The sequence below is a fragment of the Paraburkholderia sp. JHI869 genome, assembly GCF_038900775.1.
GTDB lineage: Bacteria > Pseudomonadota > Gammaproteobacteria > Burkholderiales > Burkholderiaceae > Paraburkholderia.
Window position 1 is genome coordinate 598942 of sequence record NZ_JAYMSC010000001.1, and the last position, 20434, is coordinate 619375.

Here is a 20434-nt window from a genome sequence, read left to right on the forward strand (position 1 = left end):
GAGCGGTCCGCCATCGGGCGCATCGCTTTGAGAAGCAGCCCGGGGCATCGCCCCCGGGATCGCGTTAAAAACTACCGTAAACCACCACTCTGGGGAGTCGAGGCGTTATGAAGGACATCTATCTAAAATTCGGCAATCCGGCCATCAAGGGCGAGTCGCAGGACAAGGACCACGCGGGCTGGATCGAAATCGATTCGTGGAATCACTCCATTCTGCAGCCGCGTTCGGCCACGGCCTCGACGGCGGGCGGTCACACGGTCGAGCGTTGCGAGCACGCCGACATGCGCTTCCTGAAGGACATCGACGTCGTGAGCCCGCTGCTATATCAGCACGCTTCGGGCGGCACGACCTTCGACGAAGTCACGATCGACTTCATGCGCTCTGACGGCGAGGGCAACCGCATCAAGTACCTCGAAATCAAGCTCAAGTACGTGATCATTTCGAGCATCACGCCGGAAGTCGTGGGCGTTGGTCTGCCCACTGAGCAGTTCTCGCTGAAGTACGCGGCCGTGCAGTGGAAGTACACGCAGCAGAAGATCGGCGGCAATCAGGGCGGCAATGCGCAAGGCGCATGGAGCCTCACGAAGAACGACAAGACCTACGCGGTCTAACAAACCGGGCAAAGGCGGCGCGCGATTGCGCTCGCCGCCTGCACCGGATGCACTGGCTGATCGACTCAAATTGAACTCATGAAGCGTTTCGAGCCAGGACTGCTGGACAAGCTCTTCGACGACGACCCGCACTCGCCGGCACCGGCGGCAGTGCGGCAGTTTTCGATCGAAGAGCTCAAGGGGAGCGTCGCGCGCGATCTGGAGTCCATCTTGAACTCGCGCATCGCGTTCACCGAGCACGAACTTGCGATGTTGCCCGAATGCCGCCGTTCGATCCTGACCTATGGGCTGAACGACTTCGCGGGCTTGAGCCTCGCGAGCCACTACGATCGCGCGTTCATCTGCAAGTCGATCCAGCAGGCGATCGAGCGGCACGAACCGCGTCTACAGCGCGTCACGGTAACGCTCGAACTGAACGAGCGCTCGACCAATGCGCTGTACTTTGCGATTCAGGCGCTGCTCGTGGTGCATCCGGCGCAAGAGCCGGTGAGTTTCGACGCGATGCTGCAGCCTTCCACGCTGCAGTATTCGGTCACGCGCGCACGCGCAAAAGCATGACGCTGCCGCGGGCTGCGGCGCGCGACCTGACATGACATAAAGGCGGTTTTGGGGGCGGGAGCGTACCGATGGAAGAGTTGTTGCCGTACTACGAGCGCGAATTGTCGTTCCTGCGGCGTTATTCGCGCGAATTCGCCCAGCGCTACCCGAAGATCGCGGGCCGCCTCGCGATGACGGGGGAGCATTGCGAGGACCCGCACGTCGAGCGGATGATCGAGTCGTTTGCGTTGCTCGGTGCGCGCATCAACAAGCGACTCGACGACGACTATCCGGAGTTCACCGAGGCGCTGCTGGAGGTGCTGTACCCGCACTATCTGCGCCCGTTTCCCTCGTGCTCGATCGTACAGTTCGGCGCTGCAGGCGCGTCCGGCAATCTCACGGAGCCGGCCGTGGTCGAGCGCGGCACCGAACTCAAGTCGCGCCCGCTGCGTGGCGTGCAATGCCGCTTTCGCACCGCCTATGACGTAACGCTCGCGCCGATCCGCATTTCGGAGGCGCGCTACGTTCCGGCGGCGATCGCACCGAGCGCGACCGTTCTGCCGCCGAACGCAACGGGCGTCATGTCGATTACGTTCGAATCGACCTCGCCGCAGTTCGATCTCTCTGCATGGAGAAGCGGCGCACTGCGCACGTATCTGCACGGCGAGCAGTCGTTCATCGCGGCGCTCGGCGACTGCCTGCTCGTTCATGCGATTGCCGCCTACGCCGAGCCCGAGCGCAATGGCCGCTGGCGCGCGCTTTCCGCGCTGCCGTTCGCGCAGGCGGGCTTCGATGAGGCCGACGCGCTGATCGACTATCCGGCGAAATCGCACCCGGCGTACCGCCTGCTCACAGAGTATTTCGCGTTTCCAGACAAGTTCGATTTCGTCGACTTCGACCTCGCCGCGATGACCGCGGCGGCGGGGCGCTGCCATCGTCTGACGCTGCACATTGTGCTCAAGGACGTGCGCGGCGACTCGCACGTGGCGCGCCTGCTCGACGCGCTCGCGGCGCACCACCTGCGGCTTTTCTGCACGCCCGTCGTGAACCTCTTCAAGCAGCACGGCGAGCCGATTCGCCTCGATCATCAAGCGGTCTCGTATCCCGTCGTGGCAGAGGGGCGGCGCGCGTTCGCCTATGAGGTGTATTCGATCGACTCCGTGCAACTGGTGCGGCAACGCGCGCATGAAGAATCGGTCGTCGAGTTCAGGCCTTTCTATTCGCTGCGGCATGGCGAATCGATGCGCGCCGGTCACTACTGGTTCGCCCGGCGCGACGAGGCGGTCGCGCAAAAGAGTCCCGGCTACGAAACCGAAATCTCGATCGTCGATATTGACTTCGAAGTAGATGCCGAGCAGAACGAAACATTGAGCCTCGACCTGACTTGCACCAACCGCGATTTGCCCACGGCGCTCGCGACCGGACTCGATGGCGGCGATTTGTTTCTGGAAGGCGGCTCGATGACGAGCAGCATTGCGCTCCTGATGCGGCCCACGCCATGCGTGCGTTTCGAGCGCCGCCAGGCTGCGCACTGGCGGCTCATTTCGCATCTCGCGCTCAACCATGTTTCGCTTGCGAACCACGGCGCCACTGCGCTCAAGGAAATGCTCGCGCTCTATGACCTGCGGCGCACGGCGGTGTCGGCGCGGCACGTGGACGGAATCGTCGACGTCGAGCAGCGCGCCGCCGTGCAATGGCTGCCCGGCAAGCCGTTCGCGACCTTCGTGCGCGGCATCGAGATCCGCCTCACCGTCGACGAGGATCACTTCGTCGGCACCAGCCTCGGAACGTTCGTGCGCGTCATCGACGTGTTTTTCGGGCTTTACGTGCACATCAACAGCTTCGTGCAACTGGTCGTCGTCTCGCGGCGCACCGGCGAGGAGATCATGCGATGCAGTCCCCGCAGCGGCGAATCGATTCTGGCGTAATCGAGCGGCTGCTCGAAGAACCGCACCGCTTTGGATTTTTCCAGGCGGTGCGTCTGCTCGAGCGCTGGTTCGTCGACAAGGCCGGCGCGCGGCAGCGCGACGTGCTCCCGCAGCGCATCGGCTTTCGCAATTCGTTGTCGCTTGCGTTTCCGGCCAGCGAAATCGCGGGCGCCGTGTCTTACGACGCGGCTGGCGCACCGCTTGCCGATGCCGACCAACGCGCGGCCGCGCTCGATATGGGCGAACTCGAACGCGTGGATCTCACGCCCGCGTTCTTCGGGCTGCTGGGCGCCCAAGGCGCGCTGCCGCTGAACTATACGGAGCAGATCGTCGCGCGTGAGCAATTGCGGCGAGACCGCGCCGCGCGCGAGTTCTTCGACGTGTTCTCGAATCGCGCCACGGCGCTGTTCTATTCGGCGTGGAAAAAGTACCGGCTGCCGTTGCACTACGAACTCGATCGCGATGAACGTTACTTGCCGTTGCTGCTCGCGCTCGCGGGCGTGGCCAACGACACGTCTCGCGAGAGCATGCAGAATGGCGGCGGCGCACTGTTCGACGAGGCGATCGCGGGTCATGCCGTGGCCGCGCGTCATCAGCCGGTTTCCGCCGCGTATCTGCGGCAGACGCTCTCCGATTATTTTGGCGTGCCCGTGCGGGTCGAGCAGTTCGTGGGCAAGTGGTACGACGTGCCGCCCGACCAGCTTTCCATGCTCGGGCAGCGCAATGTCATGCTCGGCGCAACGGCGCTCGCGGGCGAGCGCGTCTGGCAACGCGACATGCGCGCGCGCCTCGTGATCGGGCCGCTTTCGAAGGCCGACTATGAGTCCTTCCTGCCTGGCGCGGAAAACGCGCTCGCACTCGAACGCATGCTCACGCTGCTCGCGCGCGTGACGCTCGAATACGAGGTGTTGCTGGTGCTGCGTCGCGAGGAAGTCGGGCCTAGCCGCCTGGGCGCGGGAGCGCGTCTCGGCTGGGACGCTTTCCTGTGCACGCACGCAGCCGAGCGCGACCGCCGCGACGCGCGCTACGAACTGCACGTCATTCATTGAACACACGAGACCTGAGGCCGGACTGCACGACATGAGCACGCCCCTGAAAACCCTGATCGCGAAGCTGAACACGACCTGCCGGCTAGTCACCGAGCGCGCGGCGAGTGCGTGCCTTTCTCGCGGACACTATGAAGTGGACCTCGAGCATGTGCTGCTTGCGCTGCTCGAAGAACCGGCCAGCGACCTCGCGTGCGTGTTGCGCGCGTCACGCGTCGACGCACATGCGCTGCGCGCGGATCTGGAGCGCGAACTGCAACGCCTCAAGACGGGCAATACACGCACACCTGTATTCTCGCCGCATTTGATCGCGCTGTTCGAGCAAGCCTGGCTGATCGCTTCGCTCGACTCGCAGATCGGGCGCATCCGCTCCGGTCATCTGTTGCTCGCGCTCCTGAGCGCACCCGATCTTGCGCAGTTCGCGCAGCGCATGTCGGCGCGCTTCGCGGAGGTACCTGTTGCCGAACTCAAGCATCGCTTCGATGAAGTGACGCAAGGTTCGGTTGAGGCCGAGCCGCGCGAAAGCGCGCAGGAAGAAGGAGATGACGCTGCGGGCGCAACGAGTGCCGTGCCGTCGAAAACGCCCGCGCTCGACACTTACACGACCGACCTGACCCAGCGTGCGCGCGAAGGATACGTCGACCCGGTCATCGGGCGCGAAGCGGAAATCCGCCAAACGATCGATATTCTGATGCGCCGCCGCCAGAATAACCCGATCCTCACGGGCGAGCCGGGCGTAGGCAAGACTGCGGTGGTGGAGGGGCTCGCACTGCGCATCGCCGCGGGCGACGTGCCGCAGGCGCTGTGCGGCGTCGCGCTGCGTGTGCTCGACATGGGGTTGCTGCAGGCCGGCGCGAGCGTGAAGGGCGAGTTCGAGAACCGCCTGAAGAGCGTGATCGACGAGGTGAAGAAAAGCCCGCAGCCCATCGTGCTCTTTATCGACGAGGCGCATACCATCATCGGCGCGGGCGGTCAGGCGGGCCAGAACGACGCGGCGAACCTGCTCAAGCCCGCGCTCGCGCGAGGCGAACTGCGTACCATCGCCGCGACGACATGGAGCGAATACAAGCGCTACTTCGAAAAAGATGCGGCGCTGGCGCGGCGCTTTCAGGTGGTCAAAATCGAGGAACCGGACGAAACGCTCGCGGCGGCCATGCTGCGCGGCATGGTGGGGCTCATGGAGCGCCACTTCGACGTGCGCATTCTGGATGAGGCGATCACGGAGGCCGTGCGGCTTTCGCATCGCTACATCAGTGCGCGGCAATTGCCCGACAAGGCCGTGAGCGTGCTCGACACCGCATGCGCCAGGGTGGCGCTCGCGCAAGGCGCGACGCCGGGTGCGATCGATGACGGTAAAAAGCGCATCGAGCGCGTCGAGGCCGAGATTGCTTCGCTCGAACGTGAGGCCGTGCATGGCGCCGCGCACGACGAGCGACTCGCCGCGCTGCGCGAGGCGCGCGACCTTGCCGGGCGCGAGCTTGCCGAAAACGAAGCGCGCCACGCTGAGGAGCGCGAACTCGTGGCGCGCATTACGCAACTGCGCGGCCAGATCGACACGGCTCGCGAGGACAGTACGTCATCCGAACGAATGCGCGAAGCCGATGCCGCACGTGAATTGTTGCCGTCGCTCATCGAGCGGCTGCACGCGCTGCAGCAGAACACGCCGATGGTGCCGCTGCAGGTCGACGCGCACGTGGTGGCCGAAATCGTCGCTTCCTGGACGGGCATTCCGCTTGGTCGCATGGTAAAGGACGAAATCCATACCATGCTGAATCTTCATCCGTTACTTGCCGAGCGCGTGATCGGACAGGATCACGCGCTCGAAGCCATCGCGCAGCGCGTGCGCACGGCGGGCGCGAATCTGGAGGACCCGAACAAGCCGCGCGGCGTGTTCATGTTCGTGGGGCCGTCTGGCGTGGGCAAGACGGAAACGGCGCTCGCATTGGCCGACATTCTCTACGGCGGCGAGCGCAAGCTCGTCACGATCAACATGAGCGAGTATCAGGAGGCGCACAGCGTGTCGGGCCTGAAGGGCTCGCCGCCTGGCTATGTGGGTTACGGCGAGGGCGGCGTGTTGACCGAGGCCGTGCGCCGCAATCCGTATTCGGTCGTGCTGCTCGACGAAGTGGAAAAGGCCCATCCCGACGTGCTGGAAATGTTCTTCCAGGTGTTCGACAAAGGCACGATGGATGATGCCGAGGGCCGTGCGATCGATTTTCGCAACACGCTCATCATCCTCACGTCGAACGTGGGTTCTGCAGCGGTCATGCAAGCCTGCCTGAACAGGCCCGCTGAAGAACTGCCAGATGCACAGGCGCTGGCAGAACTGTTGCGCCCGCAACTGTACAAGACATTCAAGCCCGCTTTCCTCGGACGTATGAAAGTCGTGCCGTATTACCCGATTTCCGACGACGTGCTTGCGGAAATCATCGACTTGAAGCTGGAACGCATTCGCCGCCGCGTCGAAACGAACCACGGTGCCGCGTTCGAATGGGACGAGTCGCTCGTCGATGCAGTGCTCGCGCGATGCACTGAAGTCGATTCGGGCGCACGAAACGTCGATCACATTCTGAACGGAACGCTCCTGCCGGAACTCGCGCAGCAGATTCTGGAGCGCATCGCGCAGGGCACGTCGCTCTCGCGCGTGAGCGTGCGCGCCGATGATGCCGGCGAGTTCGAATACACGGTGCAATGACCATGACCACGACTGACACGACCGCGCTGCTTGCGCCCATTAACGAAGCGTCGCCCTGCGGCGCCGACTTGCTGTTTTCGGTGGATTTCGATGCGATCCAGCATGCACGCCGCTTCGACGACCCGTCGCTCGATCAGGGCGAGTGGATCACCGAAATCAAGGAAGCCGACTGGCCCTTCGTTGTCGAGCGCTGCACGGCGTTGCTGCGTACACAGACGAAGGATTTGCGGCTCGCCGTTTGGCTTACCGAAGCGCTCGCCATTCAGGAGGGCGTGCCGGGACTCACCCAGGGCTATGGGCTCTTGACCGGACTTGTCGAGCAGTATTGGGAACAGGTGCATCCGCTGCCCGAAGGCGACGATACCGAGTACCGTCTCGGCAACATTGCGTGGCTCGCGGGCCGCACGGCGGAGTTGCTGCGTTCGGTGCCGCTCACGCAGTCTGGCGTGGCGTTCAGCGCGATCGACTGGGATGTCGCGATGCATGTCGCGCAGGCCGTCAAGCGCGACCCCGATCACGCGGACGACATTGCGCGCGGCAAGCCTTCGGTGGAGCAAATCGACGCCTCGAAGCGCGCCACGCCGGCTTCATTCTATCGAACGCTGCTCGCACAACTGAATACGTTCGAAGCGGCGCTCGCGGCGCTCGACGAGGCGCTCGAAGCCCGAGCCGGCGACGACGCGCCGAGCTTCCGCCAGGCGCGGGAAGCCTGCGAGAGCGTGTACGGACTCGCGCAGCGGTTCGCGCGTGACGTGGGTGTGAACCTTCAGGCAGAGGCTCCGGAGCTTGTCGCGCAGCCTGCCGGTTCACCTGCGATGGTCGAACGCGCGGAGCCGAGCTTCAAGACACCTTTGCCCGTTGAGGACACCATGGCGGATCCGATTCAAATGCTGGTCCGCTCGCACGCGGGCATACAGAGCCGTGCTGAAGCCGTTGCGCAACTGCGCGCGGTGGCGGTTTTCTTTCGCGACACCGAGCCGCATAGCCCCGCCGCCTATCTCGCGGATAAGGCGGCCGAGTGGGCGGAAATGCCGCTGCATAAGTGGCTTTCGACCGTGGTGAAAGACGAGGGCACGCTCGCGCAGATTCGCGAGATGCTGGGTGTGAAGACGGATGATGCGGGTTGAGCGTGGTGAGCGCGTCGAGCTGGCCTGCGAAGACAACAATATGGAATTGGCATGAACCTGACTGAACTGGTCCAGATCATTCAGGGCGGTTTGATCCAGCAGGACCGCCTGATCAAAACAGATATTCCAGCATTGCCGGATAGTGCGCTTGTGCCGCGCAGGGCAGTGCTTTATTCCGATCTTGGGCGAGATTTCAATGGCACGCTCGACATGGTATCCACGGCAGGAGACATCGAGCTCAAGAAGCTGATTGCGCAGCCGATGACGCTGTGGATTCAGCAGGCGGACAAGTCCTACCTTCCGGTGAACGGCTATATTCATACGGCTCGAAGGCTCGGTGCGGACGGCAGCTTTTCCAGTTATCAATTGACCTATGCCTCGTGGATGCACTTTCTCCGGTTCCGCAGCGACATGCGGTACTGGCAGGACAAGAGTGCCGACGCCATCATCACGGACGTATTCAACCAGCATCCGCAGGCAAGAGGCCAGTTCCAGTTCGCCTTGAGCAAGCCGCTGCCGCAACGCTCGTATTGTCGCCAGAGCGAAACTGACTGGAACTTTGTCCACCGGCTGATGGAGGAAGAAGGTCTGTTCGGATTCTGGCGGCAGGCGAAGGACGGCAAATCCCATACGCTGGTCGTGACCGACGACATCCACTCGCTCGATGAGGTGTCGCCCAATCCGGTTACGTTCTACCGGTCGGGCGCTGGCAGCGAAACGGATGCCTTCACGCAGTGGTCGGGCACGCGCACCTTGCAGAGCACAGTGCACACCACGCGCACGTTCGACTACAAGGCGCCGTCTTCGGCGGTCAATCCCAAAGGGACAACGCTGCCGACGATGGCCGGTCAGGGCGACCTGCCTGAGCAGACCGAGGTTTATGAATACACCGGCGCGTACACCTTCTCGGACCAGAGCCGCGGCGAGCAGCTTTCGAAGGTTCATCTAGAAGAGTGGGAGTCGCGTGCGAAGCGCTTTTACGCTGCCGGCGGCGTACGCGGTATCGATGCTGGCCTGCGCTTCGAACTGACCGGTCACCCCGAGCATGATCACGACCCGGCGAGCCAGCGCGAATTCGCGGCGATCATGGTGCGCCGGTACATCGAGAACAATCTGCCGCTTTCGGATCACGAAGCGAGCTTTCCTCATAGCTTGCAGAACGAGCTGGCGCGGGCCAAGGCCGCATACACGGGAGAAACCGTTACCCAGGAGGACGGCTCCACGGGCTTCTATCTGGTCGAGGTCGAGGCGCAGCGCGTGACGGTTCCGTACCGTAGCCCGTTCGAGCACACAAAGCCGGAGATGCACCTGGAGACGGGTATCGTCGTGGGGCCGCAGGGCGAAGAGGTCTACACGGACGAACTGAACCGTGTGAAGGTGATGTTCATCTGGGACCGGCAGAACTCAGGCGATGCGGGCGCCTCGTGCTGGGTGCGGGTCGCACAGTCGGATACGGGGGGCGGATACGGGAGTGTTCATGTTCCCAGAGTTGGCGAGGAAGTGCTGATCGGGTATGTGGGCGGCGACTGCGACAGGCCCATCGTTCTGCATCGTGTGTACAACGGAAGTGCCCAGCCGCAGTGGCACAGCAACGGTATTCTTTCGGGCTATCGGTCGAAGGAGTATTCGGGGTCCGGCTTCAACGAAATGGTTCTCGACGATGCGACGGGGCAGAATCGTGCGAAGTTGTTCAGCAGTACTGGCAATAGTCTGCTTCACTTGGGGTATCTGGTCGATCAGAGCGGTAACACGCGCGGTTCGTACCTCGGCTCGGGTTTCGATCTGCGCACAGATTCATACGGTGCAGTGAGAGCGAACAAAGGGCTGTTTGTGACGACGCACACTACCTCGTCGGGAAGCCAACCCTTTGATACTGCCAGTGCACAGCAACAGCTCGCGCGTGCCGAGAACGTGACCAAGGGTCTCTCCGATGCAGCCAGACAGCGCAATGCCGAAGATCTGCAGGCTGAACTCGACTCGCTCAAACAATACTCGTCGGCGGCGCAACATACCGTATCCGCGTCCTCGAGCGGCGGGCGCACCGCAGGAGGAGGGACCGGAAGCGCAAATGCGTTCCAGGAGCCGCTGATATTGTTGGCCAGCCCGTCCGGCGTAGGCATTTCCTCGGAGAAGTCGACGCGCGTCACGGCCGACCAGCACCTGAATCTGGTCAGCGGGCAAAGCACGCATGTCGCATCTGGAAAATCGTTGATCGTCAGTGTGGCGGAGAAAATTAGCCTGTTCGTGCAGAATGCCGGCATGAAGCTTTTTGCGGCGAAAGGGAAGGTCGAGATACAGGCACAGAGCGACGGGATGGATCTGATCTCGGAAAAGCAATTGCGGGTGACGAGCGCGGGGCAGGATGTGCTGGTTGCGGCGAGCCAGAAGGTGGTAGTGACGAGCGGAGGCGCCAGTATCACGATCGAGAACGGCAATGTCGAAATTCGCTGTCCGGGTAAATTTACGGTCAAGGCAGCCTCGCATTCCTTCGAAGGTCCTGCGAGCCTCGATACGCCGCTGCCATCGCTTCCTCAGGGCGATCTGAAAATCAGCAACGTCTACAACCTGTCACGATAAGAACGATGATCATCAGCCCCCCCTTCCTGCTTGCAGGTGTGACCGACAACGCCGGCCCGGACGACGATCCGCTAACGACAGCGGTAAATGCATTAGAGCTTGCACACGGAGTCTATCCGATCGCGTTTGATCGGCGCTGGCATACCGGTGTGCACCTTATGCCAGAGAACAAAGGCGACCCCGTGCGCGCGATCGCCGACGGAGAAGTTGTCGCGTATCGTGTGAGTCAGAAGGCGATCGACGGAGGTGCGGGGACGCTCGACAGCAATCCGGGCTTCGTGCTGCTCAAACATCACACCGACACAGGTGACGGCCGGTCCATCACGTTCTACTCCCTTTATATGCATCTGTTGGACCTGGACAGTTACGGGGCTGCCGGGGCAGCGTCCATGGTCCAGGCGTTGCCGAAATTCCTGCAGAAGGCCACGCCTGATGAAGGGGTTGCGGGCAGCAGCACACTGAAGGTGTACCGGAAAGACGTACTCGGTTTGCCGGGAGCCTGCCATGGTCAGCGGCATATCCATTTCGAAATCTTCATGCTGCCGGCCGACTTCAATACTTACTTCGGCAGAACGAAACTCGACGACAAGCAGCCCACTACGCCAGGTAGCACTGACTACTGGGGGCATAGCTACTTCATCATTCCGGCCGGCCAGGCGTTCAAGAAACTGCCCGACGGCACCGCTAGCCGCCACAAGCCCCACGGCGGGATCGTATATTCGCTTAACGGCGTGGAATTTGTCCCGTTGGAGGACGGAGCGAACGACGGATATGCGTTGCACGTGGAAGCGTGGTTTTATAAAGGCGACAAATTCACGAGCGTATGGACCGTCTCGCCGGATGGCACGCGAACTCTGATCACTTCGCAACCCGTACGAGAGCAGGGATATGAATATGATCTTTACCACAGGGCGAAGGGTCTATATCCGAGTTGCCCGAGCGATGGTTACGAACTGCTTCGCTTCGGCCGTATTCTGTCGCCTCAGCCGACGCTACCGGCTGGCGCAGGGCGCGTTACCTGGACGCGGGTGACGTTTGCAGCTGGGAAGGAAGGCTACATTGACATTAGCCCAGATTCTGTTGTCAAGCTGTCGGATGCCGATTTCCCGCTCTTTATGGGCTGGGAGAAAATCAGTGAGGGCAACACGCCCTACAGTGACGATGGCATATGCGATATCGACGAACTGCAGAAGATCCTCGGCGATGTCCAGCCGAAGTCCGCTGACGCGAAGGAATACGAGGACGAAGACGTGTTGAGCGACTACGTTAAGGGTAACAGGTCGGTTCAGGCAAAACTGCGAAGGTTAGTTTGCGAGGCTCCAACGGAATGGAGCAAGACACACAATGCCACTCGATACGCGAAGTTAAACGAACCCGATGGCTTCTACGGCAAGCAGCAGCAAACGAATCCGGATGGCTACGGTGAGTTCCTCACACTGCTGGAAAAATTCCAGTTTTGGGATAAGACTGGACTCCCCGATGGCAAGCTCTGGTTCTTCCACCCGCTGCAATTCATTCGCACCTTCCGCGGGTGTGGCTGGTTGAGCATGAAGGAATTCGAGCAAATCTATTCGGATAGCAGATATAGCAGACACAAACGTTCGCAGGCTCCCCAGCTGCGGTCGACGTACCTTGTGCCTTTGAACCTTGCTGTGCGAAAGTATGGGTTGACCTCGCCGGTAAGGCTGGCGCATTTCCTTGGACAAGGGGCCGTTGAGAGCGGATGGCTGGCGTCAATGCAAGAAACGAGTATGCTTGGGCAACTCGATACGACAGGCTTTCATGGAACAGCCGAAAATCCCGCGTCTACGGTAGCGGAGTCGGGCTTGGGGCATTGGTACGGAGCGACCCCTGCTGAAGATGATGCTTGGTTCCGCTCCAAAAAATACAACAGCCACGGTGGGTATATTACGGGTTCGTACGACTGGAAATTGGGGAATTGCGATTTCGAGGATGCACAAAAATTTAGAGGCCGTGGATTCAAGCAACTGACGGGAAGAAGCAACTACGCGGACTACTGGCTCTTTAGGGGATGGTTGTCGGAATCCGATTTCACCAGAAATTGGTGGGATGACCCGGCGTATCATGCACGCCACAGAAGTAGCATGACGCGGAGGCCGGCGGTGATCGACAGTCCGCAGAGAGTGGCGCTTCCGGAGAACTGTATTGACAGTGGTGGATTTTATTTACGTTGTGAGCGACCCGGTGTTGCAAAAGCGATTGATGCGGACAACGCAGAATCTGCAACAAGCGACTCGGGGAAAATGGCTGAATTTGCGATTTCTCAGAGTGTTACGCGAGCAATTAATGGTGCATTGTTGGCGGACAGAAATAGATGGGAGGATACACGTGTTGCGAAAGATATTTTGTCTTAATTCACTGATTATTCTTTCTCTCGCGATTGCGTCTGCGATTTCTTCGAAGGAAATTTGTGCAGACGAGAATCTATCAATTAACGGGAAGTTCATTGATGCATCATTGAATGGAAAGAATATACATTGTGCTCTCGATGCTACGCCAGCGTATGCGGTGGAGAGCGCGGATGGCCAAGCCGTCATCGTGTCGGAGCGCGGCTACGTACTGATGTCTGATCTAGAGAATTGTCAGGCGGGGAACCCTCTGCACGTCGCTGAGATTCCAAAGGGTGTTGGATTTCTGTCGGATATCAACGTATCAAAGGCTGTCTATGTTTCCCTTGATTTCGTCAGCACGCAGCCAATGACATACCTTGCAACGGTTGCAAGGATCGGGAGCAAGAATAATCTGGTGAACCTGGATGGCGCATATATAGCGGGGAAGAGCGTCAATCAGCTGAAGAAGACAGCGTTCTCGGCATCAGGCGATGCGGGTTCTTCAACTATCTCGCCTGATGGCCGCTATGTCGCGCCTGGCGGTCAAATAGACTGCAGCAACGATGCATATCCGGGTGTTTGGGATATCGCTAAAAATAAGCGGGTGTTTGTCGATCCCGAAGCCTGCAATGCTTTATTCAAGCAGGCTAAATAACGAGGGCGGAGTCCATGTCGCAAGGAACAAAAAGCGCGTGGACACGTCATTCATAAGTGAATCCGGATGCGCTAGAAAGTAATTCGAATCCTATGAGACGCTACTTGATCCTCAGCGGCGATAAGACCGCAGTTAACGGAACGGTGGTTGCTGCACCAACCACAGTCCAATTCGAGGGTCGCGACATTGCCCACGAAGGTGACGATGTACAATGCCCCGCATGTGATACCACGGGGAAAATCAGATGCGACGAAACTCATCAGATGACAGCGCCGGATGGTCGGCGCGCGGCATTGAGCGATGATCTGTGCATCTGCAAATGTGATCCGCCGCCGAAGCTTGTGGCTTCGCAGCAGTCCATGGCCATCGACGCGTAATGCTCCACCATTGCCGGTGTAACTGACTTACGCAACCCCGTTCTCAATGGACGCCTGCAAGAAAACTAATGTACGTTTGACCGTTCAGATGGTATCGACGGACTCTATCATTTAAACAACAAGCTGAGCGTAATTCCTTGCTTACAGGCAGACGCTAAAAATAAGCAGCTTATCGGCACCTGCTTTCACGAAGTGCCTGTGAGAATTGGCAAGAGCGGTACTTGATCAATTCACCAGGGACGCTCTCGTTACGTGCGGGATTGCACGTGCTGGCGAAGCGGTCGTCTCGTGTGATACTTCATCCCGCGTCGATGTAGTCCAGCCGGGCATGATTTCCGTCGTTGGGAAAAACGGGAGCGCTGTAAGCGCCAGGATCGATCATCAAGTGGAAGGTGGGAAATTCAGCCCCGACGGCAAGTATCTGGTGCTGTACGGGCAACCATTGAGGATAGAGCCGAAGAATGCTCAGGCTACGTTCCTCACGCTCTATGCGATCGGCGGTGGAACGAAGAAAGGGCTCACGCGAACCTATGGAGCAGGGATCTATTTCGCGGACTTCAGCGCGGACGGAAAATACCTCGTTGTCTCCTCGGTATCCTCCATCGACGTTCTTGATATCGCGAGTAAAAACTTCGTATCTTACGATCCAACTTACGTGCCACCGTTCTCGATGGATGCGTGCAACAAGAATTGACGCACGCATCCATTCAGGTCGCGCGCCGCCTGAGCCGCCTACAACCCCGCCCGAAACTCGATCCGCCGATTCCGCGCCCGCCCGTCGTTCGTGTCATTCGAAGCGATCGGCTGATCGGGGCCCACGCCCGTCGCCGTCATCTGTTGCGGCGAGATCCCCTTGCCGACGAGGTAGCCCTTAACAGCATCAGCACGCGCCTGACTCAGCGCGATATTCGACGCGCGATTGCCCGAATTGTCCGTATGCCCGATGATCGCTACGGTACGCGTGTTCATCTTCACGAGCACAACCGCCATCTGGTCGAGAATCGAGCGGCCTTGCGGCGTGAGCGTCGCGCTGCCCGTTTCGAATTCGATCGTGCGATTCGCGAGCGTCTGATCGAGCAGGCCCTGTTCAGACGCGCTCACACGTAGCCCGTTGCGGATCGTGTAAGTGGGATTGAGCGCGGTGGCCATATCGCTCGCGATCTGCTGGCGTGCGGCCTCGTTGCCCACCTCGCCGCGCACGTCGATCTGCGTGCCGTCGATCTTCAGTTGTCCTTTGTGGATCTGTTTGAGCTGTACATTGAGCAGCTTCTGCACGTTGTCCGACCAGTTGGGCGGCGTCGCAACGTCGCCCACTTCGATCTGATCCACGACGTTGGCCGCACCATAGGTCTCGCGCAGGCGCGCGAGCACGGCCGCGTGCGTGGCTTCGTCGGGCACTTTGCCGCCTGCCACAACCTGGCCCGGCACCGTATCGACGGGCGCGGGCGTGGATGTGGCGGACGAGCGGGGCGCTGTTGCGGCAGCAGAGGCCACCGTATTCGCGGAAGGCAGCTCGGTCGTGCTGACCTGCGCGCCGCTGTTGTTCACAGGCGTGACGCGAGCAGGGCTCGCATCATCGGCCCATGCGTGCGCGCCCACGAGCCCGAACAAACCGGCCACGAGCGCCGCAGTCATCGCCGTGCGCACATGACTCCAAGCCTGTTTATCCGCGCCGCGCATTGCCAGCCTCCCCAACGAACGCTTCCTGGAACGTATCGATCGCAAGCCGCAGCGACAGTTGCGGCTGATCGAGGTAGCTGACGAGTTTGCTGATGCCATGGTCGCTTTGTGCGTGACCGTCGACCCATTCGGGATCGTCGATATCGATGTTGTGGGCGGCGTAGGTTTGCGGATCGACCACGCTGTGCAGGGTCCGGGCCGAGGCGCCGTTGAAGCCGACGATCAGCCGCTCGCGCTGCGCGATGGTGCCGATGAAGATCGCAAGCTCGAAGTCCGCCTTCGAAACGAACGGCGCAATCAGCTCCAGCCAGAACGCAGCCACGAGGCTGCGGTAGAACGGATCGGTCGGCAGCGGCAGCGTGAGGCCGCGCTCCAGATGCGAGGAGCCGCTCGTCATCACGGGCCGCAACAGCGAGCCGAGCGCGAGCATCGCGCCGCGCAGGCGCACAGGATGGCCGCTCGCGAGCAGCATGCGCTCCAGGCCTTCGAGCGTCTGGTGTTCGACGAAGTCGTTGAAGGTGCCATCATGCGGGTTGCCCACGCCGCCCACGTCCACGCTCACCTGGGTTTCGCCGAGCGCGTGCAGCGCGCCCGCCGGTTCGCTAGCGCCAAGCAGCGGCTGCATCTGCTGCGCGGCGCGCGACCACAGCCGCGCGAACGCGAGCGGGCTGCGCGCGAGAAAGGCGAGCGGCTGCTCGACTTCGAGCGCCGTGGCCGCGAGAAACGGAAAGCGCCGCGAAGACTGGTCCTGGCTCGCCACCATGTGCCCCGCGATGGCAAGCTTGCTCTGCGAGCCGAGAAACGCGAAGTGCATGGGCTGCGCTTCGCCGTAGACGATCTTCCAGCGCGGATCGTCGGCGAGTAGTTCCATCGCTTGCGCGATCCAGCGGTCGAGCGTTTGCAGCAACTGCGGATTGTGAGCACTCTTGACGAAGTCGCCGCGTGACGGAATCTTGCCGAAGTACGCGATCTGCGCCTGAACGGACTGCGTCATTGCGCGGTACCTCCTTGCTGGGTGGGGGCCGCAGTCGTCGCTGCGGCCACGGCGGCGGGTGCTGCGCTCGCGCCAGTCGTAGTCGCTGCCGGATTGTTCACCGTCCCGACGCTCGCGATCGACGAGGGCAGTTGCACGCCGCTCAAGCCCTGCTGCTGGGGCGCGTTGCCGCTCGCGGCCGTGGGCTGCGAGGTGCTGACGATGCGCATGCTCACCGACACCGTCACGTTGCCCTGCGTCCACGCGAGGTCGAACGTGCCGTCCGGATGGCGCGTGCGCTGCGCCGAGTTGATGAGTTTCTCCAGACCGAAACGGCCCGGCTCGTTGACGAACTGGATCGTGCGGCCGTCGAACGTGGTGGCCGAGAGCGTCGCGCCCGGCGCGCCCTGCGGATTGGGCCAGACGAAGTTCGTCCATTGCGGCGGCGTGTTGCGGTAGCGCAGTTGCTGGCCGTCGATAGCGATCGTGTACTCGGTCGTGCCGGTGGACGGCTGCGGCAGGATCTGGAACACGGTCTGCGGCTCGGACGAGCCTTGTCCCGCGCCCGCTGCGCCGCCTGCAAGCGGCGCCACCCAGCGTGCAAAGCCGCTCGTGAAGTCAGGCGAGAGCGTGAGGCCCATGTCGCCCCAGGTGCGCGCGGAGAGCGTGTCACCGCGGCGCACGGCGAGCGGCCCGAGCGTCGTGCCCACGAACTTCGAGATCGCGCCGTCCGGCCCGAACATCTGGGCGATTTCGGTCGATCCGGCCTCGACTTTCGCGCTGCCCGCAAACGGATACTTGTTCGCAAGTGAGGCCTGGAATGGTTGGTATACCTGTGCATTCCATACCTTGTTCACTTCCACGCTCGCCGGCTGGATCACCACGGCATAGGCCTGCATGAGCGGGCGCACGAGCAGCGGGCGCAGGGCCTTCTTCTGCGGGTCGGTCAGACCGGTGAGCATCTGCTCGTCGACGAACTTGAGCGAATCGGAGAGTTCGGAGCCGTTGCCATCCAGCGTTTGCTGCATGAGCTGGCGCGCGCCGGGCCCCGGGTCGCCCTGGTTCTTGATCACGTTAAGACGCGTGCGCACCTTGGAGAGCGAGTCCATATAGCCGCCGAGCAGCGACGCGTTGTCGTGCGTCACGACCATGCGGCCCAGACCCGCGAACGCCTGGCCGATCGGGCCCATCGTCGGTTCGACCGGATTGCCGTTGAGGTCGAGATTGGCTGTCGCGGTGTTGCCCGACATGCGCGAGAACCATTGCTTGACCCAGCCCGTCACGCCGCTTTCCGCGCGCTTGATGCTCACGCTCGCAAGCGACGGGTTGTCCCACGAGGTCTGGTCGTACGCAGTCTCGAGGATCTTGCGGATCGGCGAATCCTGCGGGTCGCCCAGGCGGTTCATCGCATCGACAGCTTGGCCGAACGTGCCGAAGTCCTGCACGGCAATGCCCTGCATGAACTTCTGCCAGTTCTGCGCGTACTCGGTCTTGTACATCGACACCAGCGCCTTCTGGATCTGCTCGGGGCTGCCTTCGAGCGTGAGATCGTCCTGCGCCGAGGTGTTGAGCACCCAGTCCTTCGCTTGCAGTTCCTTCGTCGCGGCGTCGCGGATGGCGGGCTGCACGTACTGGAACCATGCCTCGCGCGTGAAGGTGCCAGAAATGGCATAACTGCCCGCAATCAGCGAGGTATTCGTGTCGCCGACGATGCGCGCGACCGTCATCGGCGCGAATCGCGTGGAGGCGCGCGCCTTGATCTCTTCGTACACGCGCTGGCGTGCCGGCATGCCGCGCACCACGTGGCGCAGGTTTTCGCGCGTTTGGTCGACTAGCGCGAGATTTGCGTCGACCATCGGCCAGTCGTCGTCGGACACGCGTGCGAGGTAGAACGTGATCATGCGCTCCGCGCTGCGGATCATCTCGTCGCGAGGCATGTTGCCGCGATTCGTTTCGAGCCAGCCGCGCCAGAAGCGCGCGATCTGGTCGGTGAGGTGCGCGGCCTCGACGTGACGCTTGTCGGAGAGCATCAGGTAAGTTTTGAGCGCGTTGTAGGCGTCTTCGACGCTTGTGGGCGAGGCGGCGCTATACAGACCGCCCTGGCTCGCACCAGCCATTGCCGTGTGCGCCGAGACGGGAATCGCGCCCGAATCGGGCGTGTGCGACATCGGCGCGAGCAGTTCGGGATGCGCGTCCACGTCCTTGAGGAACGAGGCGAGATTCTGCGAGACGGGCGTGAGCATGATCTGCCGCACGCCGCTGTAATACTCCTGAAGCAGATGCTGTTCGAGCCGGTCGCCCTGGTAAAGGCCGAGCGAGACGGCGAGCGGCCGGTCGCGGCGGAACTGCTCGAGCTGCTCGATGCGGTCTTCGAGAATGTCCATGGCCTGCAGGCGCGACTGCAGGTCGTTGCGGTTCTGCTGGAGGCGCTCGACGTTGTCGAGATCGGCCTGCACGTTCGCCACGAGCTGCTGGTTGCCGATGGTGGACCACGTCCAGCCACCCAGCGCGAGCGCGAGCACCGCGACGAATCCGAAGAACGTGGCGTAGCGCAGTCGCGTTTTGGCGGGGCTCGCGAACTGCTTCACCGTTTGCCGGTCCGCGAAGATCACCTTGGAGAACAGGTCGCGCAGGAAGAAGCCGTTCTTCGAGAACGCGCTATGCGGCTTGGGCAGGCCCTCGGCCGAAAGCACGAAGCGGTTCGCGATGCGCTGTGCGGCGGCGCTGCTCGTTTCGCCTTCCTGCAGCGCGCTCGTGAAATAGAAGCCGCGGAAGATCGGCTTGTACTGGAACGGGTTGTTTTCGAACAGCGTGGCGAGGAACGCCCGCAGCGCGGGTTTGATCGCCGAGAATTCGAGCGGGAAGCTCAGTTGTCCAGGCGTTAGCTGCTTGCCGCGGCTAAGCGACATCTGCGCGATGCTGATTTCCTTGAGGCCTTCGTAAAGCTCCTCGAAACGCTCGTCGAACAGCGCGACGATATCGCGCTTCTCGTCCGGCTCGTAGGGCAGGGTGGCGCCCCACACGCGGTCGTACTCCTGGCGGTCGTTGCTGCTGAAGAATTCGGTGAAGCCGGTGATGAGGTCGGCTTTCGTGAACATCACGTACACGGGCGCGAACACTTCGAGCTTCTCGGTCAGTTCCTGCACGCGCTGGCGCAGATTTTTCGCGAGATTGATGGCGAACTCGGGGCGGTTGCCCGTGAGTTCCGCAATGCTCGCGGTGACGATGATGCCGTTGATCGGCGCCTTCGGACGATGGCGCTTGAGGAGGCCGAGAAAGCCGAGCCATTCGCTGCGGTCTTCCTCGTGGACCGAATAGCGGCCCGCGGTATCGAGCAGAATGCCTTCGGTCGTGAAGAACCAGTCGCAGTTGCGCGTGCCGCCGATGCCGTGCACGACGGCGTCGTGTTTGTCAGCGAAAGGGAACTGCAGGCCCGAGTTCAGCACGGCGCTGCTCTTGCCGGCCGCCGGATTGCCGATGACGATGTACCACGGCAATTCATACAGCGCCGAGCCGCCCGAAAGCTGGCCGATCTTCGAAGTCTTGATGGTCTTGACGGCATCGACGAGCCGGGTGCGCAGCACATCGAGCTCCGCTTGCCTGGCGGGTGCGGATGCGGGAGCGCCGTTGTCGGTCTGCGCCTGCTGCTCGAGCATGTCGCCGAGCTTGTGGTTCGCGCGCCGCACGCGCGCGCGGCGCCAGAGCCAGAATGCGAACCAGATCGCGAATAGTGCGCCGAGTATGGCGGCGGGCCAGACGGGGCTGATTTGCAGTGCGTCGGCGGCGATGAACAATGCGGCCGTGAGCGCAATGACGCCGACCACGGAGAGCGTGCGCGTGTTGATCAACACGTTGAAAAAGCGTTGCATAAGCCGTT

Annotated in this window: 14 protein-coding genes; 11 read left to right on the top strand and 3 right to left on the bottom strand. The window is 61.7% G+C overall.

The window, feature by feature from the left end:
• The first annotated feature begins 107 nt into the window (after nt 1-107).
• From VSR72_RS02775 to VSR72_RS02825, 11 genes are all read left to right on the top strand, one after another.
• On the top strand, nt 108-611 hold the full coding sequence (locus VSR72_RS02775; protein ID WP_342950871.1) for a type VI secretion system tube protein Hcp: 504 nt from the start codon (nt 108-110) through the stop codon (nt 609-611).
• Nucleotides 612-689: 78 nt separating this feature from the next.
• Nucleotides 690-1169: a type VI secretion system baseplate subunit TssE gene (tssE, locus tag VSR72_RS02780; RefSeq protein WP_342950872.1), complete on the top strand. Its 480-nt coding sequence runs from the start codon at nt 690-692 to the stop codon at nt 1167-1169.
• A 68-nt stretch (nt 1170-1237) separates the two neighbouring features.
• Nucleotides 1238-3076: a type VI secretion system baseplate subunit TssF gene (gene tssF, locus VSR72_RS02785; RefSeq protein WP_342950873.1), complete on the top strand. Its 1839-nt coding sequence runs from the start codon at nt 1238-1240 to the stop codon at nt 3074-3076.
• Nucleotides 3040-4125: a type VI secretion system baseplate subunit TssG gene (gene tssG / locus VSR72_RS02790; protein WP_342950874.1), complete on the top strand. Its 1086-nt coding sequence runs from the start codon at nt 3040-3042 to the stop codon at nt 4123-4125. Before tssF ends, tssG begins: the two co-directional genes overlap by 37 nt.
• Before the next feature lie 31 nt (nt 4126-4156).
• Nucleotides 4157-6817 carry a type VI secretion system ATPase TssH gene (gene tssH / locus VSR72_RS02795; protein ID WP_342950875.1) on the top strand — a complete coding sequence of 887 codons (2661 nt, stop codon included), beginning with the start codon at nt 4157-4159 and terminating at the stop codon, nt 6815-6817.
• Nucleotides 6818-6819: 2 nt separating this feature from the next.
• Nucleotides 6820-7944 (top strand): type VI secretion system protein TssA, encoded by a 1125-nt coding sequence (tssA, locus tag VSR72_RS02800; RefSeq protein WP_342950876.1) that lies wholly within the window; start codon nt 6820-6822, stop codon nt 7942-7944.
• A gap of 51 nt (nt 7945-7995) precedes the next feature.
• Complete coding sequence (locus tag VSR72_RS02805) at nt 7996-10521, top strand: type VI secretion system Vgr family protein (protein ID WP_342950877.1); 2526 nt, start codon at nt 7996-7998, stop codon at nt 10519-10521.
• A 5-nt stretch (nt 10522-10526) separates the two neighbouring features.
• Entirely contained in the window at nt 10527-12896 is a 2370-nt protein-coding gene (locus VSR72_RS02810; RefSeq protein WP_342950878.1) for a hypothetical protein, read from the top strand.
• Entirely contained in the window at nt 12871-13527 is a 657-nt protein-coding gene (locus tag VSR72_RS02815; RefSeq protein ID WP_342950879.1) for a hypothetical protein, read from the top strand. Before VSR72_RS02810 ends, VSR72_RS02815 begins: the two co-directional genes overlap by 26 nt.
• A gap of 92 nt (nt 13528-13619) precedes the next feature.
• Nucleotides 13620-13904 carry a PAAR domain-containing protein gene (locus VSR72_RS02820; RefSeq protein ID WP_342950880.1) on the top strand — a complete coding sequence of 95 codons (285 nt, stop codon included), beginning with the start codon at nt 13620-13622 and terminating at the stop codon, nt 13902-13904.
• 328 nt (nt 13905-14232) lie between these two features.
• The gene (locus VSR72_RS02825; protein ID WP_342950881.1) at nt 14233-14598 is read left to right on the top strand and encodes a hypothetical protein; all 366 of its coding nucleotides are present in this window, start codon (nt 14233-14235) and stop codon (nt 14596-14598) included.
• A 38-nt stretch (nt 14599-14636) separates the two neighbouring features.
• Here the strand turns inward: VSR72_RS02825 and VSR72_RS02830 are convergent, their stop codons facing one another.
• From VSR72_RS02830 to tssM, 3 genes are read right to left on the bottom strand one after another with little or no spacing between them, the layout of a single operon-like run.
• Nucleotides 14637-15539 carry an OmpA family protein gene (locus tag VSR72_RS02830; RefSeq protein WP_342951004.1) on the bottom strand — a complete coding sequence of 301 codons (903 nt, stop codon included), beginning with the start codon at nt 15537-15539 and terminating at the stop codon, nt 14637-14639.
• Between the two features lie 28 nt (nt 15540-15567).
• Nucleotides 15568-16578, bottom strand: coding sequence for a type VI secretion system-associated protein TagF (gene tagF, locus VSR72_RS02835; RefSeq protein ID WP_342950882.1), 1011 nt, complete (start codon nt 16576-16578; stop codon nt 15568-15570).
• Nucleotides 16575-20426, bottom strand: coding sequence for a type VI secretion system membrane subunit TssM (tssM, locus tag VSR72_RS02840; RefSeq protein ID WP_342950883.1), 3852 nt, complete (start codon nt 20424-20426; stop codon nt 16575-16577). Before tssM ends, tagF begins: the two co-directional genes overlap by 4 nt.
• Between the last annotated feature and the right edge of the window lie 8 nt (nt 20427-20434).

Coding starts and splice junctions, on each gene's coding strand:
- VSR72_RS02805 (WP_342950877.1), top strand. CDS start 7,996: ATGAACCTGACTGAACTGGTCCAGATCATTCAGGGCGGTTTGATCCAG.
- tssH (WP_342950875.1), top strand. CDS start 4,157: ATGAGCACGCCCCTGAAAACCCTGATCGCGAAGCTGAACACGACCTGC.
- tssG (WP_342950874.1), top strand. CDS start 3,040: ATGCAGTCCCCGCAGCGGCGAATCGATTCTGGCGTAATCGAGCGGCTG.
- VSR72_RS02775 (WP_342950871.1), top strand. CDS start 108: ATGAAGGACATCTATCTAAAATTCGGCAATCCGGCCATCAAGGGCGAG.
- VSR72_RS02810 (WP_342950878.1), top strand. CDS start 10,527: ATGATCATCAGCCCCCCCTTCCTGCTTGCAGGTGTGACCGACAACGCC.
- tssE (WP_342950872.1), top strand. CDS start 690: ATGAAGCGTTTCGAGCCAGGACTGCTGGACAAGCTCTTCGACGACGAC.
- tagF (WP_342950882.1), bottom strand. CDS start 16,578: ATGACGCAGTCCGTTCAGGCGCAGATCGCGTACTTCGGCAAGATTCCG.
- VSR72_RS02830 (WP_342951004.1), bottom strand. CDS start 15,539: ATGACTGCGGCGCTCGTGGCCGGTTTGTTCGGGCTCGTGGGCGCGCAC.
- tssF (WP_342950873.1), top strand. CDS start 1,238: ATGGAAGAGTTGTTGCCGTACTACGAGCGCGAATTGTCGTTCCTGCGG.
- tssM (WP_342950883.1), bottom strand. CDS start 20,426: ATGCAACGCTTTTTCAACGTGTTGATCAACACGCGCACGCTCTCCGTG.
- tssA (WP_342950876.1), top strand. CDS start 6,820: ATGACCACGACTGACACGACCGCGCTGCTTGCGCCCATTAACGAAGCG.
- VSR72_RS02825 (WP_342950881.1), top strand. CDS start 14,233: ATGATTTCCGTCGTTGGGAAAAACGGGAGCGCTGTAAGCGCCAGGATC.
- VSR72_RS02820 (WP_342950880.1), top strand. CDS start 13,620: ATGAGACGCTACTTGATCCTCAGCGGCGATAAGACCGCAGTTAACGGA.